Source organism: Xanthomonas sp. NCPPB 2933, assembly GCF_056725225.1.
Genome location: NZ_CM161518.1, coordinates 2,179,944 through 2,197,302 on the forward strand (window position 1 = coordinate 2,179,944; position 17,359 = coordinate 2,197,302).

General features: G+C 65.5%; 12 protein-coding genes. All 12 read left to right on the top strand.

Annotation, left to right across the window (positions count from 1 at the left end):
• Positions 1 to 156 precede the first annotated feature (156 nt).
• Positions 157 to 1,095, top strand: coding sequence for a proline racemase family protein (locus AC1PLU_RS08955; protein ID WP_481094619.1), 939 nt, complete (start codon positions 157 to 159; stop codon positions 1,093 to 1,095).
• Complete coding sequence (locus AC1PLU_RS08960) at positions 1,095 to 2,357, top strand: NAD(P)/FAD-dependent oxidoreductase (protein ID WP_481108232.1); 1,263 nt, start codon at positions 1,095 to 1,097, stop codon at positions 2,355 to 2,357. The genes AC1PLU_RS08955 and AC1PLU_RS08960 overlap by 1 nt, the downstream gene beginning before the upstream one ends.
• A complete protein-coding gene (locus AC1PLU_RS08965) occupies positions 2,354 to 2,599 on the top strand; it encodes a 2Fe-2S iron-sulfur cluster-binding protein (protein WP_055825951.1) in 246 nt (81 codons plus the stop codon). Before AC1PLU_RS08960 ends, AC1PLU_RS08965 begins: the two co-directional genes overlap by 4 nt.
• The gene (locus AC1PLU_RS08970) at positions 2,592 to 3,905 is read left to right on the top strand and encodes an FAD-dependent oxidoreductase (protein ID WP_481108233.1); all 1,314 of its coding nucleotides are present in this window, start codon (positions 2,592 to 2,594) and stop codon (positions 3,903 to 3,905) included. Before AC1PLU_RS08965 ends, AC1PLU_RS08970 begins: the two co-directional genes overlap by 8 nt.
• Positions 3,902 to 4,810: a dihydrodipicolinate synthase family protein gene (locus AC1PLU_RS08975; RefSeq protein WP_481108234.1), complete on the top strand. Its 909-nt coding sequence runs from the start codon at positions 3,902 to 3,904 to the stop codon at positions 4,808 to 4,810. The genes AC1PLU_RS08970 and AC1PLU_RS08975 overlap by 4 nt, the downstream gene beginning before the upstream one ends.
• 198 nt (positions 4,811 to 5,008) lie before the next feature.
• A complete protein-coding gene (locus tag AC1PLU_RS08980; protein WP_481108235.1) occupies positions 5,009 to 6,625 on the top strand; it encodes an aldehyde dehydrogenase family protein in 1,617 nt (538 codons plus the stop codon).
• Positions 6,622 to 7,821, top strand: a complete 1,200-nt coding sequence (locus AC1PLU_RS08985; RefSeq protein ID WP_481108236.1) for a M24 family metallopeptidase — start codon at positions 6,622 to 6,624, stop codon at positions 7,819 to 7,821. Before AC1PLU_RS08980 ends, AC1PLU_RS08985 begins: the two co-directional genes overlap by 4 nt.
• Positions 7,822 to 7,937: 116 nt before the next feature.
• On the top strand, positions 7,938 to 9,755 hold the full coding sequence (locus tag AC1PLU_RS08990; protein WP_481108237.1) for a DUF885 domain-containing protein: 1,818 nt from the start codon (positions 7,938 to 7,940) through the stop codon (positions 9,753 to 9,755).
• The gene (locus AC1PLU_RS08995) at positions 9,752 to 11,632 is read left to right on the top strand and encodes a DUF885 domain-containing protein (RefSeq protein ID WP_481108238.1); all 1,881 of its coding nucleotides are present in this window, start codon (positions 9,752 to 9,754) and stop codon (positions 11,630 to 11,632) included. The genes AC1PLU_RS08990 and AC1PLU_RS08995 overlap by 4 nt, the downstream gene beginning before the upstream one ends.
• Before the next feature lie 65 nt (positions 11,633 to 11,697).
• A complete protein-coding gene (locus tag AC1PLU_RS09000) occupies positions 11,698 to 13,284 on the top strand; it encodes an APC family permease (RefSeq protein WP_481108239.1) in 1,587 nt (528 codons plus the stop codon).
• Positions 13,274 to 15,622, top strand: coding sequence for a S9 family peptidase (locus tag AC1PLU_RS09005; RefSeq protein ID WP_481108240.1), 2,349 nt, complete (start codon positions 13,274 to 13,276; stop codon positions 15,620 to 15,622). Before AC1PLU_RS09000 ends, AC1PLU_RS09005 begins: the two co-directional genes overlap by 11 nt.
• The gene (locus AC1PLU_RS09010) at positions 15,622 to 17,259 is read left to right on the top strand and encodes a DUF5597 domain-containing protein (RefSeq protein ID WP_481108494.1); all 1,638 of its coding nucleotides are present in this window, start codon (positions 15,622 to 15,624) and stop codon (positions 17,257 to 17,259) included. The genes AC1PLU_RS09005 and AC1PLU_RS09010 overlap by 1 nt, the downstream gene beginning before the upstream one ends.
• The last annotated feature ends 100 nt before the right edge of the window (positions 17,260 to 17,359 follow it).

Below are 17,359 nucleotides of genomic sequence, written 5' to 3' on the forward strand. Positions count from 1 at the left end.
GCGGTCACGATTGACGGCTGCACGAAAGGCGCGGCCCAGCAATGATCCTAGCGCAAACGCGGGGCTGTGAACCGGGTTGTCGATTGTGCAGATTTCCGCATTTGCAACTCGCATTGGACGCTAGTCGCCTGCCAGCCCGCAGTGGGAGCATGAGCCATGCACACCATCGACGTCATCGACTCCCATACGGCCGGCGAACCTACCCGCGTGGTCCTCTCCGGCTTCCCCGATCTGGGCGATGGCGATCTGGCGCAGTGTCGCGAGCGCTTTCGCAGCGAGTTCGATCAGTGGCGCAGCGCGATCGCCTGCGAACCACGCGGCTCGGACACCATGGTCGGCGCCTTGTTGCTGCCGGCGCGCGACCCCAGCGCCTGCACCGGGGTGATCTTCTTCAACAACGTCGGCTACCTGGGTATGTGCGGACACGGCACTATCGGAGTGGTGCGCACGCTGGCCACGCTGGGGCGCATCGCGCCGGGCCAGCACCGCATCGAAACCCCGGTCGGCACGGTCGGCGTGGAGCTGGCTGAAGACGGCACGGTGTCGGTGGACAATGTCGAGAGTTATCGCTTTGCGACCGGCGTGGAGGTGGTCGTGCCCGGTCACGGCTGCGTGCGCGGCGATGTGGCCTGGGGCGGCAACTGGTTTTTCATCACCGAGCAGGCGCCGTGTGTGCTGGATCTGGCGCATCAGCGCGAACTGACCGCTTATACCGAAGCGATCCGGCTGGCCTTGGAAGCGGCGGGCATCACCGGTGACGCCGGTGGCGAGATCGACCATATCGAAGTCAATGGCCCTGCGCCCGATGGCAGCGGCCTGGCACGTAATTTCGTGCTGTGCCCGGGCCTGGCCTACGACCGCTCGCCGTGCGGCACTGGCACCAGCGCCAAACTGGCCTGTCTGGCCGCCGACGGCAAGCTGGGCGAGGGCGAGCATTGGGTGCAGCAAGGCATCCTTGGTAGCACGTTCGAAGGCAGTTATCGGTTGAGTGGGCGTGGCATTGCGCCGCGCATCAGCGGGCATGCCTACATCACCGCGCGCTCGCAGTTGTCGATCGACCCGGCCGACCCGTTCGCCTGGGGCATCGTGGCCTGATGCACCAGCCGCCGCGCGCGCAGGGAAGTGCCGGCGCAGCGCCTGCTGCGTCAGCCGCCGTGTCCGCGGCCGCGCAGACCGGTGATGCGGCGGCGGCACACTCAGCTGCACGACCAGACACGCACACATCGCCCACAGCTGCGTCCACGCGACGCAGCTACGACCTGATCGTGGTGGGCGCAGGCATTGTCGGCGCGGCCTGCGCCGAGGCGGCGGCTGGCGAAGGCCTGCGCGTGGCAATCGTCGAGCCGGGGCCGATCGGCGGCGGTTCCACCGCTGCGGCGATGGGGCACCTGGTGGCGATGGACGACGACCCGGCCGAGTTGGCGTTGTCGGCGTACTCGTTACGGCTGTGGGAGCGGTTTGCGCAACTGAGCGAGGCCGAATTCAGCCGCTGCGGCACGCTGTGGGTGGCGCGCGATGCACGCGAGCTGGCGGCGGTTCCGGCCAAGATCGCGCGTTTGGCGGCGGCCGATCTGCATGCCGAAGCCATCGACGCGACGCAGTTGTACGCGCTGGAACCGCAACTGGTGCCGGGCCTGGCAGGCGGCATGCGCGTGCCCGGTGAGGCCGTGGTGTATCCGCCGCGGGTGGCGCGGCATCTGGTGAGCCTGGCCTGCAAGGCGGGCGCGCAGCTGTTTGCTGGCCGCAAGGTGGAGCAGTTGCAGGCGCATGGGGTGCGTCTGGACGACGGCCAGCTGTTGGCCGGCCCGGTGCTGGTGGCCAGCGGTGTGGCCTTGCCGCAGTTGCTGCCCGAGCTGGCACTGCGCCCACGCAAGGGCCATCTGGTCATCACCGATCGGCATCCGGGCTTGATCCGGCATCAGTTGCTGGAGTTGGGCTACGCGGATTCGGCGCATGGCGCCGACGACACCAGCGTGGCGTTCAATGTGCAGCCGCGACCGACCGGGCAGATCCTGATCGGCTCTTCGCGCCAGTTCGGCGAGCACGATCGCGCGCTGTCGATGCCGGTGCTGCAGCAGATGCTGCAACGTGCGTTCGCCTATCTGCCGGTGTTGCGCGAGTTGCAGGCGATCCGGGTATGGACCGGGTTGCGCCCGGCCACACCGGACGGGCGGCCGTATCTGGGGGCGGTGCCCGGCCGGCGCGATGTGTGGGTGGCCGCCGGTCACGAGGGGCTGGGTGTCACCACGGCGCTGGGGAGCGCACGGGTGATCGTGGACAGCCTGCTCGGGCGCACGCCTGCGATCGACCCGGCGCCTTATGCACCGGCGCGCGCCGTGCACGGTGCGGCCGCATGAGCGCGACAGTGCGTCTGCACGTGGATGCGCAACTGGTCGAAGTGCCGGCTGGCGCCAGCGTTGCCGCGGCGGTGGCGCTGGCGACGCTGCAGTTTCGGCAATCGTGCAGCGGCCAGCCGCGCGCGCCGTTGTGTGGCATGGGCGTGTGTTTCGAATGCAGGGTGCGTATCGACGGCATCGGCCAGCAACGCGCCTGCCTGGTGGATGCGCGCGACGGCATGCAGGTACGCACCGATGGCTGAGCGCGTGCAGCATTTCGATGTGTTGGTGATCGGTGCCGGCCCGGCCGGCCTGGCGGCGGCGCAGGCGGCGGCCAGTCACGGCGTGCGCGTGGGCGTTGTCGACATGCAACCGCGTGCCGGTGGGCAGGTCTGGCGCAGCGATGTGCAGCACGGCGCGCCGGCCGATGCGCGCGCGCTGTTGCAACAGGTGCAGGGCGATGCATCGATCACGCTGCTGACGCGCACGCAGATTCTGTTGGCGCAGCCGGGTTGGCTGTTGGCCGATGGCCCGGACGGCACGCTGCAACTGCATTACGCCGCGCTGGTGCTGGCCACCGGCGCGCGCGAATTGCTGCTGCCATTCCCGGGCTGGACCTTGCCCGGCGTGACCGGCGCCGGCGCGGCGCAGGCGCTGGCCAAACAGGGGTGGCCGCTGGCTGGCAAGCGCGTGGTCGTCGCTGGCAGCGGCCCGTTGCTGCTGGCCAGTGCGGCCACCTTGCAACGGCATGGCGCACAGGTGCTTGGCATCCACGAACAAACTTCTGCAGCTGCGTTGCGGCAGTTCGCATTGCAGTTGTGGCGCTGGCCGGGCAAGGCGGCGCAGGCGGTGTCGTTGCGCTTGCAGTTGCGCGCGGTGGCGTATCGCGCCGGCAGCTTTGTCGTATCCGCACACGGCGACACGCAACTGCGCGAAATCGAAATCGAAGGGCCTGCCGGTCGTACGCGTATCGCTTGCGATCAACTGGCCGTTGGCTATGGCCTGGTGCCCAATACCGAACTCGCGCAACTGCTGGGGTGTCAGCTAGAAGCCTGCGGCGCGCATCAGCAAGTACGCGTGGATGCGTTGCTACGCACCAGTGTCACCCAGGTCTTTGCTGCGGGCGAAGCCTGCGGCATCGGCGGGCGCGATTGCGCGCTGATCGAAGGCGCGATGGCCGGGCATATGGCTGCCGATGCGCCGGACGCCGCGCTGCGCTTGCAGCCGCAGCGGCGTGCTGCGCGTGCGTTCGCGCAGTTATTGCAGCAGCAGTTCGCACTGAATCCACGCATCCGCACGCTGGCGCAGCCCGACACGCTGGTGTGCCGCTGCGAAGACGTGCCGCTGGCTGCGTTGGACAACTTCAACGATGCACGCGATGCCAAGCTCGCTTCGCGCTGCGGCATGGGCGCTTGCCAGGGCCGCATTTGCGGTACTGCGCTGGCCGAACTGGGGCGCTGCCCGCCCGAGCTTTCCACCGACGCCGGCCGCCGGCCGCCGTTGTTCCCGGTCCGCCTCGCGGCGCTGGCCGACCCGTTCACTTCCGACTCGCAAGGGAATCATCCATGAGCATTGCTGCGTTCTGGCACGGCGTGTTGCCGGCCATCACCACCCCGTTCACCGCCTCCGGTGAGATCGATCACGACTTCCTGGCCAAGCACGCCAATCAGTTGGTGGACGCCGATTGCACCGCGATCGTACCGCTGGGCTCGCTGGGCGAAGCCGCCACCCTGAGCGTGGACGATAAGCTGGCCGTGCTCAAGACGCTGATCACCGCGTTGAACGGCCGCGTGCCGGTGGTGCCGGGCATCGCCAGCCTGGCGACCGGTGAAGCGGTGGCGCTGGCAAAAGCGGCCAAGGAACTCGGTTGCGGCGGGTTGATGGTGTTGCCGCCATACGTGTATTCCACCGATTGGCGCGAGATGGGCGCACATGTGCGCGCGGTGATCGCCGCGACCGATCTGCCGGTGATCCTGTACAACAACCCGGTGGCCTACAAGACCGATTTCGGCCCGGCGCAGATCGCCGAGCTGGCGGCCGAATTCCCCAATCTGCAGGCAGTGAAGGAATCCTCGGGCGATGTGCGCCGCTTCGCCGCGTTGCAGGAGTTGCTGGGCGAACGTCTGGCGCTGCTGGTCGGCATGGACGATGCCATCGTCGAAGGCCTGAGCATGGGCGCCAAGGGCTGGATCGCCGGCCTGGTCAATGCGTACCCGAAGGAATCGGTGCGCCTGTTCGAACTCGCGCGCGATGGCGGGTATCCGGCGGCCAAGGAACTCTACGACTGGTTCCTGCCACTGCTGCGCCTGGATACCGTGCCCAAGTTCGTGCAGTTGATCAAACTGGTGCAGGAAAAAGTGGGCATCGGCAGCGAGCGCGTGCGCGCGCCGCGCCTGGTGGTCGACGGTGCCGAGCGTGAGGCGGCGCTCAAGGTCATCGATCATGCGATCGCCACTGCGCCGACATTGTCCTGACGATGATGTCTTGCTGCACGCGATTGGCTGAGCGCCGCGCACGGAGTCACGCGCTGATGTGGCGGCCGGTGTAGCGAGACGTGTGTCGATGAGGATGTCGCATCGCTGCGGCATCCTTATCGCTCCTGGTCGGCCGCTGCCGCACGGTGCGCAGGGTCCGTCCTCATGCAACTGTTCCATGCAACCGAAGGTGCCGCAATGAACGACACGATCCACTCCATCCCCTTGCAGCAGGCCGAGGTATTGCTGGCCGGCCAGTGGCAAGCCAGCCGCGATGCGACCGGCAGCTTCCGTGCAGCCGACCCGACCACCGGCGAGGCGATCGGGCCGCAATTCCCGGTCAGCGGTGCGGACGACATCGAGACGGCGATTGCGGCGGCGCAAGCGGTTGCAGCAGAGCTTGCGGCAGCGCCGGTCGAACAGATTGCGGCGTTTCTGGACGCCTATGCCGACGCGCTGGACGCCGATGCCGACACGCTGGTGGCGCTTGCGCATGCTGAAACCGCATTGCCGGCGCCCACGCGCTTGCGCGGCAACGAACTGCCGCGTACCAGCGGTCAATTGCGCCAGGCCGCACAAGCGGTGCGCAGTTTTAGCTGGACCCAACCCATCATCGATACCGCTGCCGATCTGCGTTCGCATCTGGCGCCGCTGGGCAAGCCGGTATTGGTGTTTGGCCCGAACAATTTCCCGTTCGCTTTCAATGCGATTGCCGGCAGCGATTTCGCCTCGGCCATTGCCGCGCGCAACCCGGTGATCGCCAAGGCGCACCCGCTGCATCCGGCCACCAGCCAGCGCATGGCGCAGCTTGCGCACGCAGCGTTGATTGCGGCGGGCCTGCCGGCTGCAGCGGTGCAGTTGCTGTATCACTTCGACAACGCGATAGGTGTGCGACTGGCCGGCGATGCCCGGCTGGGGGCGATCGGCTTCACCGGTAGCCGCGCAGGCGGGCTTGCGCTGAAGGCCGCCGCCGACGCGGCCGGCGTGCCGTTTTATGCAGAGCTCTCCAGCGTCAACCCGGTGTTCCTGTTGCCGGGTGCGCTAGTCGAACGCGGTGCCGCCTTGGCGCAGGAATTCTTTTCCTCGTGCACCTTGGGTAGCGGCCAGTTCTGCACCAATCCCGGTGTGGTGGTGGTGCCGCACGGCGAAGCGGGCGATGCGTTCGTTGCCGCGACCACGGCGCATTTCGACGCCGCCATGCCGATGGTGCTGTTTTCCAGTTCAGGCGTGGAAGGCGTGCAACGCGGCGTGGCGGCCTTGCGCGCTGCCGGCGCCGCGCTGCTTGCCGGGGGGCATACCGGCGAAGACGGGTATCGCTATGCGCCAACCTTGTTGAATGTGGATGCGCAGGCATTCATCGCAAACCCGCAGGCGCTGCAGACCGAGGCCTTCGGCCCGGTGAGCCTGCTGGTGCGTACGCGCGACGTTGCGCAGATGCAACAGGTTGCCGCCGCATTCGAAGGCAATCTCACCGGCACCTTGTATCGCGCGGCCGATGGCAGCGACGATGCGGCCTGGCAGGCCATAGCACCGGTGCTGCGTGCGCGGGTGGGGCGGTTGATCAACAGCAAGATGCCGACCGGCGTTGCAGTAAGCGCGGCGCAAAATCATGGCGGGCCGTTCCCCAGCACCGGGCATCCGGGGTTCACCGCGGTGGGCATGCCCGGTTCGATTCGCCGTTTTGCTGCCTTGCATAGCTACGACGCGGTGCCGGACGCCTTGCTGCCGGCCGAGTTGCGTCAGCGCAATCCGGGCGGTGTCGCACGTCTGGTGGATGGGCAGTGGAGCACTGCAGATCTCGGAGCGGGCACATGAGCAGCCAGATCGGCGGGGTGTCGTTGGAACAGGCACGCGCGCAACTGACGCCGTGGACGCAACGCGCCGCGCCGATCGCCGCCGACGAATACCAACAGCGCATCGAACGCGCACGCCGCCTGATGCGCGCGCACGGCGTGGATGCGCTGTTGATCGGCGCCGGCACTTCGCTGCGTTATTTCACCGGCGTGCCGTGGGGTGCAAGCGAGCGTCTGGTCGCGCTGCTGCTCACGCTGGATGGCGACCCGGTGTTGATCTGCCCCGCGTTCGAAGAAGGCTCGCTGGATGCGGTGCTGAATATTCCAGTTGCCAAGTATCTGTGGGAAGAACACGAGGACCCGTACGCGCTGGCGGTGCAGGCCATGGACGAACGCCACGCGCATGCATTGGCGCTGGATCCAGGGATTGCGTTTGCCGTGCACACCGGCCTGCGCGCGCATTTGGGCACGGCGATCCGCGATGCCGGGGCCATTATCGATGGCTGCCGCATGTGCAAGTCGCCGGCCGAGCTGGCGCTGATGCAGCAGGCCTGCGACATGACCTTGCTGGTGCAGCGGCTGGCGGCCGGCATCGCGCAGGAAGGCATCGGGACCGATCAACTGGTGCGCTTCATCGACGAGGCGCATCGCGCGCTGGGCGCGGACAACGGCTCCACCTTCTGCATCGTGCAGTTCGGCCATGCCACCTCGTTCCCGCACGGGATTCCCGGTGTGCAGCATCTGCGCGAAGGCGAGCTGGTGCTGATCGACACCGGCTGCACCGTGCAGGGCTATCACTCCGATATCACCCGCACCTGGATCTACGGCGCTCCCAACGCTGCACAACAGCGCATCTGGGACCTGGAGCAGGCGGCGCAGGCGGCGGCGTTTGCGGCGATACGCCCAGGCATCGCCTGCGAAGCAGTGGACCAGGCGGCGCGCAAGGTACTAGAGGCGGCAGGGCTTGGCCCCGACTATCGCTTGCCCGGCCTGCCGCATCGCACCGGTCACGGCTGCGGGTTGGCGATTCATGAGGCGCCGTATCTGGTGCGCGGCAACGCGCAGCCGCTGCAGCCGGGCATGTGCGCCAGCAACGAGCCGATGATCGTAGTGCCCGGCGAGTTCGGCGTGCGCCTGGAAGACCATTTTTATGTCACCGATGCTGGCGCGCAGTGGTTTACGCCGCCATCGCTGGCGATCGACCAACCGTTTGCGTGAGCCTGCACGGGCCAACGCATCCGTAGGAGCGCGCTTGCGCGCGATGGGCGTTACCGAGAAAGCCGCTCGCGCGCAAGCGCGCTCCTACCGCCGTCCTCGCATCTTGGAGTAACCGCATGAACCACCTGCGTCCTGTAGCCATCGGCCTGCTGGCCGCCGCATTGTTCACTGCCTGCAAGCCGGCGCCGCCCGCAGCGGAGACAGCGGCTGCGGCCACTTCCGCGCCGAGCAGCGAGCAGGCCGCCAAGGCCTTCGACGCGCTGCTGGACAAACAATGGCAGTACCAGCTGCAGCACAACCCGGAGTTCGCCAGCATCATCGGCGACAAACGTTACAACGATCGTTGGAGCGACTACTCGCTTGAGGCCGTGCAGGCCGAGCGCAGCGCCACTGCCGAGCTGCTCAAGCAGTTTGAGGCGATCGACAGCAAGACGCTGGACGAACAACGCCAGCTCAGCCTGCAGATGATGCTCGGCCAATTACGCGACAAGCTGGAAGGCATCGAGCTGAAGACCTATGCGATGCCGCTGGAGCCGATCGGCGGCATCCAGTTGGGGTTGGCTGGCTATGGCGATGCGTTTCCGTTCGAAAACGCCAAGGATTATCAGGACTACATCAAGCGCCTGCAGACGATTCCAACGGTGATCGATCAGGTGATCGCGGTGTCGCGGCAGGGTGCTAAAGAGGGCCTCACCCAGCCGCGTTATCTGCTGGAGCGCCTGCCCGAGCAGATCGACAAGATCGCCGCGCTGACCGGCGAGCAAAGCCCGTTCGCCTCGCCGCTGAAAAAACTCGACGCCGCCGTGCCGGCCGACCAGCGCGACGCGCTACGCAAGCAACTGCTCGCCGCGATCGAGCAGCAGGTGCGCCCGGCCTACGCCAAGCTGGCCGCCTTCGTGCGCGATGAATACGCCGCGCAAGGGCGCGCACAGGAAGGTGTGTGGTCGCTGCCCGATGGCGAACGCCGCTATCGCTACGCCATCCATACCCAGACCACCACCGATATGGCGCCGGAGGAGATCCATCAGATCGGTTTGAAGGAAGTCGCGCGCATCGAGGGCGAGATGACGGTAATTGCCAAGGCGCAGGGCTTTGCGGATCTGGCCAGTTTCCGCAAGGCGGTGGAGACCGACAAACGCCACTTCGCCACCTCCAGCGAGCAGATCCTGCAGCAGTACCGCCAGTACATCGCCGCGATGCAGCCGGAACTGCCCAAGCTGTTCGGCCACCTGCCGAAAACACCGCTGGACGTACAGGCGATGCCGGCATTCCGGCGCAGCGCACCCGGCGCCGAATATTGGCAGAGCAATCCGGAAGGCACCAAACCGGCGATCGTGAAGGTCAACACCAGCGACTTCGCCAGCCGCACCTTGATCAATATCGAAACCACCGCGTATCACGAGGGCGTGCCGGGCCATCACCTGCAGATCTCGCTTGCGCAGACGCTGCCGTTGCCGCCGTTCCGCCAGCAGGCCGGCTACAACGCCTACATCGAAGGCTGGGCGCTGTATGCCGAACGGCTGGGCAAGGAGATCGGCTTCTTCAAGGACCCGTACAACGATTACGGTCGCCTCTCCGGCGAGTTGTTGCGGGCCAATCGGCTGGTGCTCGACACCGGCGTGCATTACAAGCACTGGAACCGCCAGCAGATGGTGGAGTTCTTCCACGCGCATCCTTCCGACGACGAGCCCAGCATCCAGTCCGAAACCGACCGCTATATCGTCTGGCCGGGCCAGGCACTGGGTTACAAGTTGGGGCAGCTGCAGATTCTTGCGCTGCGTGCGGAAGCCGAAAAAGAACTCGGCGCTCGCTTCGACGTGCGTGCCTTCCATGATGCGGTGCTCGGCGGCGGCGCGATGCCGCTGGCGATGTTGCAGCAACGCGTGCGGCAGTGGATTGCACAGACCAAAGCTGCGCCGGAGGCACGCGGATGAAGACGAGCAGCGTTTTACGCGCGAGCGCATTGAGTGTGTTGATTGCCGCAAGCGTGAGTGGCGTTGCCGCGACCGCCCAGGCCGCCGAGCCGGTCGCCGCCACGCAGAACACCGCCACGCAGAACGCGGCAGCCGCACGCTTCAAAGCGCTGTACACGCGCGAATGGCGCTGGCGCCAGGCACAGTTGTCAGGCGCGGTGGATGAAGACAATCAGGCTACGCAAGACAAGCAGTCCGACCATCTGCCCAAGGTCGATGTGGCCACGCAAAACCAGCGCACCGCGTACTGGCAACAGGCCTTGAAGGAACTGGATGCGATTCCGTCGGCGCAGTTGCCGGCCGAAGATCAGGTGAGTTATCAGGTGTATCGGCAGCAGTTGCTGGTGCTGCTGGATCAGCAGCATTTCCGCGCCTGGGAAATGCCGTTCAACAGCGACTCGGCATTCTGGAGCGATCTGGGTTTCAGCGCCGAGGCCAAGTTGCGCACGCGCGAGGACTACCAGCGCTATCTGAAGATGCTGGCCGATATCCCTCGCTATTTCGCCGAGCACACCGACAATATGCGTGCCGGCCTGGCGCGTGGTTTCAGCCAGCCCAAGGTGACACTGACCGGACGCGACCAATCCATTGCCGATGTGGCGCAAGCCAAGGGCGAGGCCAATCCGTTCTATGCGCCGTTCAAGCAGATGCCGGCGACGCTGCCGGCCGATGTACAGGCGCAATTGCGGCAACAAGCAGTGCAGACGATCGATGCGCAGGTGCTACCGGCCTACGCCAAGCTGCTGGACTTCATCCGCAACGAGTACCAGCCGCGCGCACGCACCATGCTGGCCGGCGAGGCATTGCCGGATGGCCAGGCCTACTACCGCGCGCAGATCCGCGAGTTCACCACGCTCGAGTTGAGCCCCGATCAAATCCACCAGATCGGCCTGCAGGAAGTGGCCAAGCTGCGCACGCAGATGGATGAGACCATCGTCGCCAGCGGCTTCAAACCGCCGGCCGGGCAGGCGGTGTTTCCTGCGTTCCTGCATTTCCTGCGCAGCGACCCGCAGTTCTATGCCAAGACGCCGGAAGAATTGCTCAAGCAGGCCGCATGGATCGCCAAGCGCGTGGATGCCAAGGTGGGCGATTACATCGGCCGGCTGCCGCGCCGACGCTTTGCGATCGAGCCGGTGCCGCCGGAATTGGCGCCGTTCTATACCGGCGGCCGTGGCGGTCCCGGCATTTATCTGGTCAACACCTACAACCTGCCATCGCGGCCGTTGTACAACCTGACCGCATTGACGTTGCACGAGTCATCGCCCGGCCACGCACTGCAAATGCCGCTGGCGGCAGAAGCGCAAGGTCTACCGGAGTTCCGCCGCTATGGGTTCATCTCCGTCTATGGCGAGGGCTGGGCGCTGTATTCGGAGTATCTGGGCCAGGAAATGGGCATGTACGACACGCCCTATGATCGCTTCGGTTATCTGACCTACCAGATGTGGCGCGCCTGCCGTTTGGTGATCGACACCGGCATCCACCACAAGGGCTGGACGCGTGCGCAGGCGCAGGCCTATCTGCGCGACAACACTGCCTTGAGCGAGCACGAAGTCACCACCGAGGTGGATCGCTATATCGCCTGGCCGGGGCAGGCGTTGTCGTACTACCTGGGCGAGTTGAAAATTCTTGAGTTGCGTCGCAAGGCCGAAGCTGCCTTGGGCGAGACATTCGACCTGCGCCATTTCCATGACGCGGTGCTGCAGACCGGCTCGGTGCCGTTGCCGGTGCTGGAGGCGCGCATCGACCGGTTCATTGCCGACGGTGGTGTCTCGCCGTATGCCGCCGAAGACGCTGCCGAGTCACCGGCGGCAGATGCCAAGGCGGCTGCCAGCGACTGATCCACGCAACACCAGCCGACGTTTTTCGCAACAGCAACCGCGCTTTCCACTCTTCGGGGCGACGAATGACCACACACGGTGCGACCACGCAAGGCAAGTTTCACAAGCGACTCAGCCTGACCGACCTGACCTTTATCGGGCTTGGTTCGATCTTCGGCTCGGGCTGGCTGTTTTCGGCCAGCCATGTCTCTTCCATCGCCGGGCCGGCTGGCATCCTGTCGTGGATACTCGGTGGCATCGCGGTGCTGCTGTTGGGGCTGGTGTATTGCGAACTAGGCGCGGCATTACCGCGTGCCGGCGGGGTGGTGCGCTACCCGGAGTATTCGCATGGCGCCTTGCTTGGTTCGTTGACCGGCTTCATCACCTTGATCGCGTTTTCCAGCCTGATCGCGATCGAAGTGGAAGCCGCGCGCCAATATGCGGCGGCGTGGTTTCCCGTGCTCAATCAGGCCAACGGCTCGCACCCAAGCATCTGGGGTTGGTTGGTACAGCTGGCCTTGCTGCTGCTGTTTTTCCTGCTCAACTATTTCAGCGTCAAGACCTTTGCGCTGGCCAACAACATCGTCAGCGTGTTCAAGTTTCTGGTGCCGATCCTGGTGATCGTGCTGCTGATGAAGCACTTCAATCCGGGCAATCTCACCGTGCACGGGTTTGCGCCCTCGGGCATGGCCGGGGTGGAAGCGGCGATCTCGGCTGGCGGCATCATCTTCGCCTACCTGGGCTTGACGCCGATCGTGTCGGTGGCCAGCGAGGTACGCGACCCGCAGCGCAATATTCCGATCGCCTTGATCCTGTCGGTGGCCTTGTCCACGGTGATCTATGTGCTGCTGCAGCTGGCGTTTCTGGGCAGCATTCCGGCTGCGCAATTGGCGCCGGGGTGGAGCGGTATCGACAAGGTGTTTGCACTGCCGTATCACGACATCGCGCTGGCCTTGGGCATGGCGTGGTTGGCTGCCTTGGTGATCTGCGATGCGATGGTGTCGCCCAGCGGCACTGGCAATATCTACATGAATGCCACCCCGCGCGTGGTGTACGGCTGGGCGCGTAGCGGCGGGTTCTTGCCGGTGCTAACGCGGGTGGATCCGCAATCGGGCATTCCGCGTCCGGCGTTGTGGTTGAGCCTGGGCCTGTCGATCTTCTGGACGTTGCCGTTCCCCTCGTGGGAGACCTTGATCGGCGTGGTCTCGGCCGCGCTGGTGCTGAGCTATGCGGTGGCGCCGGTCACCGTGGCCGCGTTGCGCCGCAGCGCGCCGGATTTGCCGCGGCCGTTCCGCGTGCGTGGTTTTGCGGTGCTGGGGCCGTTGTCGTTCATTGTCGCCGCCTTGATCATCTACTGGTCCACCTGGCCCACCTTGTCGTGGTTGCTCGGTCTGCAGGTGCTCGCGTTCGTGCTGTACGTGCTGTATCGCTTGCCCTCACGCGAGGGCCGTGCACGCTTGCTGCGGCAGGTGCGTGCATCGCTGTGGTTGATCGTGTTCTTCGTGCTGGTGATGGCGGTGTCGTGGGCCGGTACGTTCGGTGGCCATGGCTGGATCGCGCATCCCTTCGATACCTTGAGCGTGGCGGTGATTGCGTTCTTCATTTACCACTGGGGCGCGCGTAGCGGCTTGCGCAACGATGAGCTGGCGCTGGAGGAGGACGATGGCGAGTGAGCTGCGCAGTGATACGCGTGTGTCGCACTGGTTGCGTGGCTGCTTGAATGGGTTGGCTGCGTGCATCGTGTTGCTATCAACTGCTGCGCAAGCGGCGCCAAGCGTGGCCGATTACCAACGCTCGCTGGGGTTGCGCGCGCAATGGAGTACGTTGACCGAGAACGTGGCGTGGCCCGCGCAATGGAAGGACAACGGCGCGTTTTACTACCGCAAGACGGTGCCTGGCGGGTTCGCCTTTGTCAGGATGGACGTTGCCACGCTGCAGAAAAAACCGGCCTTTGATCAACTGCGCGTGGCGCAGGCATTGCAGGCGGCGACCGGTAAGACCTACACGGCACTGCAGTTGCCGTTCGAGCGCTTTGCGTATGCACAAGACGGCGAGGGTGACGCCGTTGCGATCCGCTTCGAGCTTGGCGAAGAGATCTGGCGTTGCACGCTGACGAGCTACCGCTGCGCACGCGATGATGCCGGCACGCAGGCACGTCCACGCGGCTTCGGTGTGGTGCGCGACCCTGGAGTGCCAGCCGACAACACGCCACGTCGTTCGCCCGATGGCCGTTGGGAAGCGCTGGGCGATGGCTGGAATCTGCTCCTGCGTCGCGTTTCCGATGGGCAGCTGACCCGGCTCAGCACCGATGGTCGTGCAGAGGATTATTTCGATCCGGAGAGCATCGCCTGGTCGCCGGATTCGCAGCGACTGGCGGTGTATCGCGTGCGTCCCGGCCTTGCCCGCCGCGTGACCCGTGTGGAGGCTGCGCCTGCAGGTGGCGGCCAGCCGGTCTTGCGCACCCAGCTATATCCCAAGCCGGGCGACGCGGTGGATGTGGAGCGGCCGGTGGTGTTTGCGCTGGATGGCACGCGGGCCGATGTCGACACGGCGCTGTTCAATCAGCCTTACCAACTGTCGCCGCTGCAATGGCGTGCCGACGGCCGCAGCGTGACGTTCGAGTATGTGCAGCGCGGCTTCCAGCGCATGCGTGTGATCGCGGTGGATGCCGCCACGGGGCGCGCACATGTGGCGGTCGGCGAGGATGCACCCACCTTCGTCTATGCCGACCGCAGTTTTCGTCACGATGTGGACGCGCACGGCAATGAAGTTCTGTGGATTTCCGAGCGTGACGGCTGGCGGCATCTGTATCTGTACGACGGCCGCAACAGCACGATCATCGAGCAGATCACCCAGGGGCCGTGGATCGTGCGCGATGTGCTGCGTGTGGACGATGCGCAGCGGCGCATCTGGTTCACCGCCAGCGGCATGGATGCCGGTAAGGACCCGTACTACCGGCAGCTCTACAGCGTGGATTTCGACGGCCGCCAGTTGACCCGGCTGACCCACGCCGACGCCGATCACGATGTGACCATTGCAGAAGACGGCCAGCATTACGTCGATGTCTACTCGCGCCCGGATCTGCCGCCGGTGATGGAACTGCACGCCATCGATGGCGGACTGCTGCAGCAAGTGGAACAGGGCAACATCGACAAGTTGCTGGCAGCCGGCTGGCGCGCACCGGAGACCTTCGTGGCCAAGGGCCGCGATGGGCGCACCGACATCTGGGGCATGGTGGTGCGCCCGCGCGATTACGATCCCAGCAAGAAATATCCGGTGATCGAGAACATCTACGCCGGACCGCACGACTCCTTCGTGCCCAAGACATTCTGGCCGTTCGGCTATCACTCCGGTGGCGACAAGCAGATCGGCATGCAGGCGCAGGCCGATCTGGGCTTTATCGTGGTGATGATCGACGGCATGGGCACCGCCAATCGCTCCAAAGCATTTCATGATGTAGCGTGGAAAAACCTTGGCGATTCCGGCTTTCCCGATCGCATCGCCTGGCATCGTGCGTTGGCCGCAAAAGATCCGTCCTACGATATCGGCCGGGTCGGCATCTATGGCGCTTCGGCCGGCGGGCAGAGCACGTTGGGCGCGTTGGAACGCCATCCGGAGTTCTACAAGGTGGGCGTAGCGTTTGCCGGTTGCTACGACAATCGCATGGACAAGATCAGCTGGAACGAGCAGTGGATGGGTTGGCCGGTGGATGCCAGCTATACGCAGGCCTCGGGCGTTGTCAACGCAGCCAAGTTGCAAGGCGATCTGCTGCTGATCGTCGGCGAGCAGGACAGCAACGTGGATCCGGCCTCCACCGCGCAGGTGGTCGATGTGTTGATCAAGAGCGGCAAGGACTTCGACCTGCTCAACGTGCCTGGCGGCGAGCATTCGGTGGGCCGGTCCAGCGGGCCGATCGACTATGTGCAGCGCCGCCAGTACGACTTCTTCGTGCGCCATCTGCGCCATGAACTCACACCGCATTGGAACTCACTAACGTCGGAGGCCCGATGATGTGTTTGTTTGCCCGAAAAATGGCGCAACCGCGCGGCCGTATCGCAGGCCTGCTGTGGTCGCTCGCGGTGTTGGCCGGTAGCGCGCCGCTGCTGGCCAATGCAGAAGACCTGCCGCGCTTCGTTACCCAAAATGGCCGCCATGCGGTGTTCGTCGATGGCGCGCCCTACACCATACTGGCTGCGCAGCTGCACAACTCCAGCGCCTGGCCGGCCGTGCTGCCCAAGGCGCTGGACGAAGTAGTGGCGCTGCATGCCAACACGGTGGAAGCACCGGTGTATTGGGAGCAGTTCGAGCCGGCGCCGGGGCGCTTCGATACCACCAACGTGGATGCCTTGATTGCCGGCGCGCGCAAGCGTGGTCTGCGTGTGGCGTTGTTGTGGTTCGGCAGCTGGAAGAATGGCCAGATGCACTACGTGCCGGAGTGGATCAAGCGCGACGAGGCCACCTACCCGCGGATGCGCGATGCCAATGGCGAACCGGTGGATGTGTTGTCACCGCATGTGGCCGCCAACGTACAGGCCGATGCGCGTGCGTTCACCGCGTTGATGCAGCACCTGCGCAAGGTCGATGGCGAGCGCCACACGGTGATCCTGGTGCAGGTGGAAAACGAGCCTGGTGCGATCGGCACTGTGCGCGATCATGGCCCGGCCGGTGAGGCGGCGTTCGCGCAGCCCGTGCCTGCCGCAATCGCGCAAGCGCTGGGTAAACCGCAGGGCAGCTGGCAGCAGCTGTTCGGTGCCGAAGCCGCCGAGGCCTTCAATGCGCATGCCACCGCGGCGTATATCGAACAGGTGGCTGCGGCCGGCAAGCGCGCCTATCCGCTGCCGCTCTACGTCAACACCTGGCTGCGCTACAAGGGCAAACGCTATCCAGGGCTGGACTACCCGTCCGGTGGTGCGACGGTGAACATGTTCGCGCTGTGGCGCGCGGCCACGCCGTCGATCGACTTCATCGGCACCGATATCTATACCAACGACTACAACGAGTACACCAAGGTCATCGGCCAGTACGCGCGGCCGAACAATCCGGCCTGGGTCTCGGAGACCGGCTTCGAAGCGGCCACGGCGCCGTATCTGTTCCATGTGCTGGGGCAGGGCGGGATCGGTTTTTCGGTGTTCGGCATGGATGGCAACCAGGACAGCGACGCCAACCGCGCCGCGATCGCTGCGCATGCGGCCAACTTCAAGTTGCTGGCGCCGTTGCAGCGGATCCTGGCCCAGGCGGCCTTCTACGGCCGGCTGCAGGCGGTGGCCGAACAGCCCGGCGCGCCGCAACGCACGCTGCGCTTCGGCGACTGGGAGGCCAAGGTGTCGTTCGGTGCGCCGATGTGGGGCGATGCGCCGGCGATCCTGCCGGGCAACGACGACCACGCAGGGCGGCTGCTGGTGGCGCAGCTGGGGCCGGAGGAGTTCCTGGTCACCGGCATGGCCGCGCGCATTGAATTTTTCCGCGAGGCGGCCGATACCCGTCATGGACAACTGTTGCGGGTGGAGCAGGGGCGGTATGTGGACGGGCGCTGGCAGGTCGAAAGACAGCTCAACGGCGACCAGACCGACTACGGGCTCAACTTCGGTCGTGTGGATGCGGCGGGCGAGGTGCCTGTGGTGCTGCGTGTGCGGGTCGGCACGTATTGAGCGTGCGTGAGGTGACTGCGCAGCCGTGTGGCGGGTCTGGTCGGAGTCGGTGAGTGCTAGACCTGGATTGCAGTTTCTGTCCGCCGGTTGTCCTCACGTA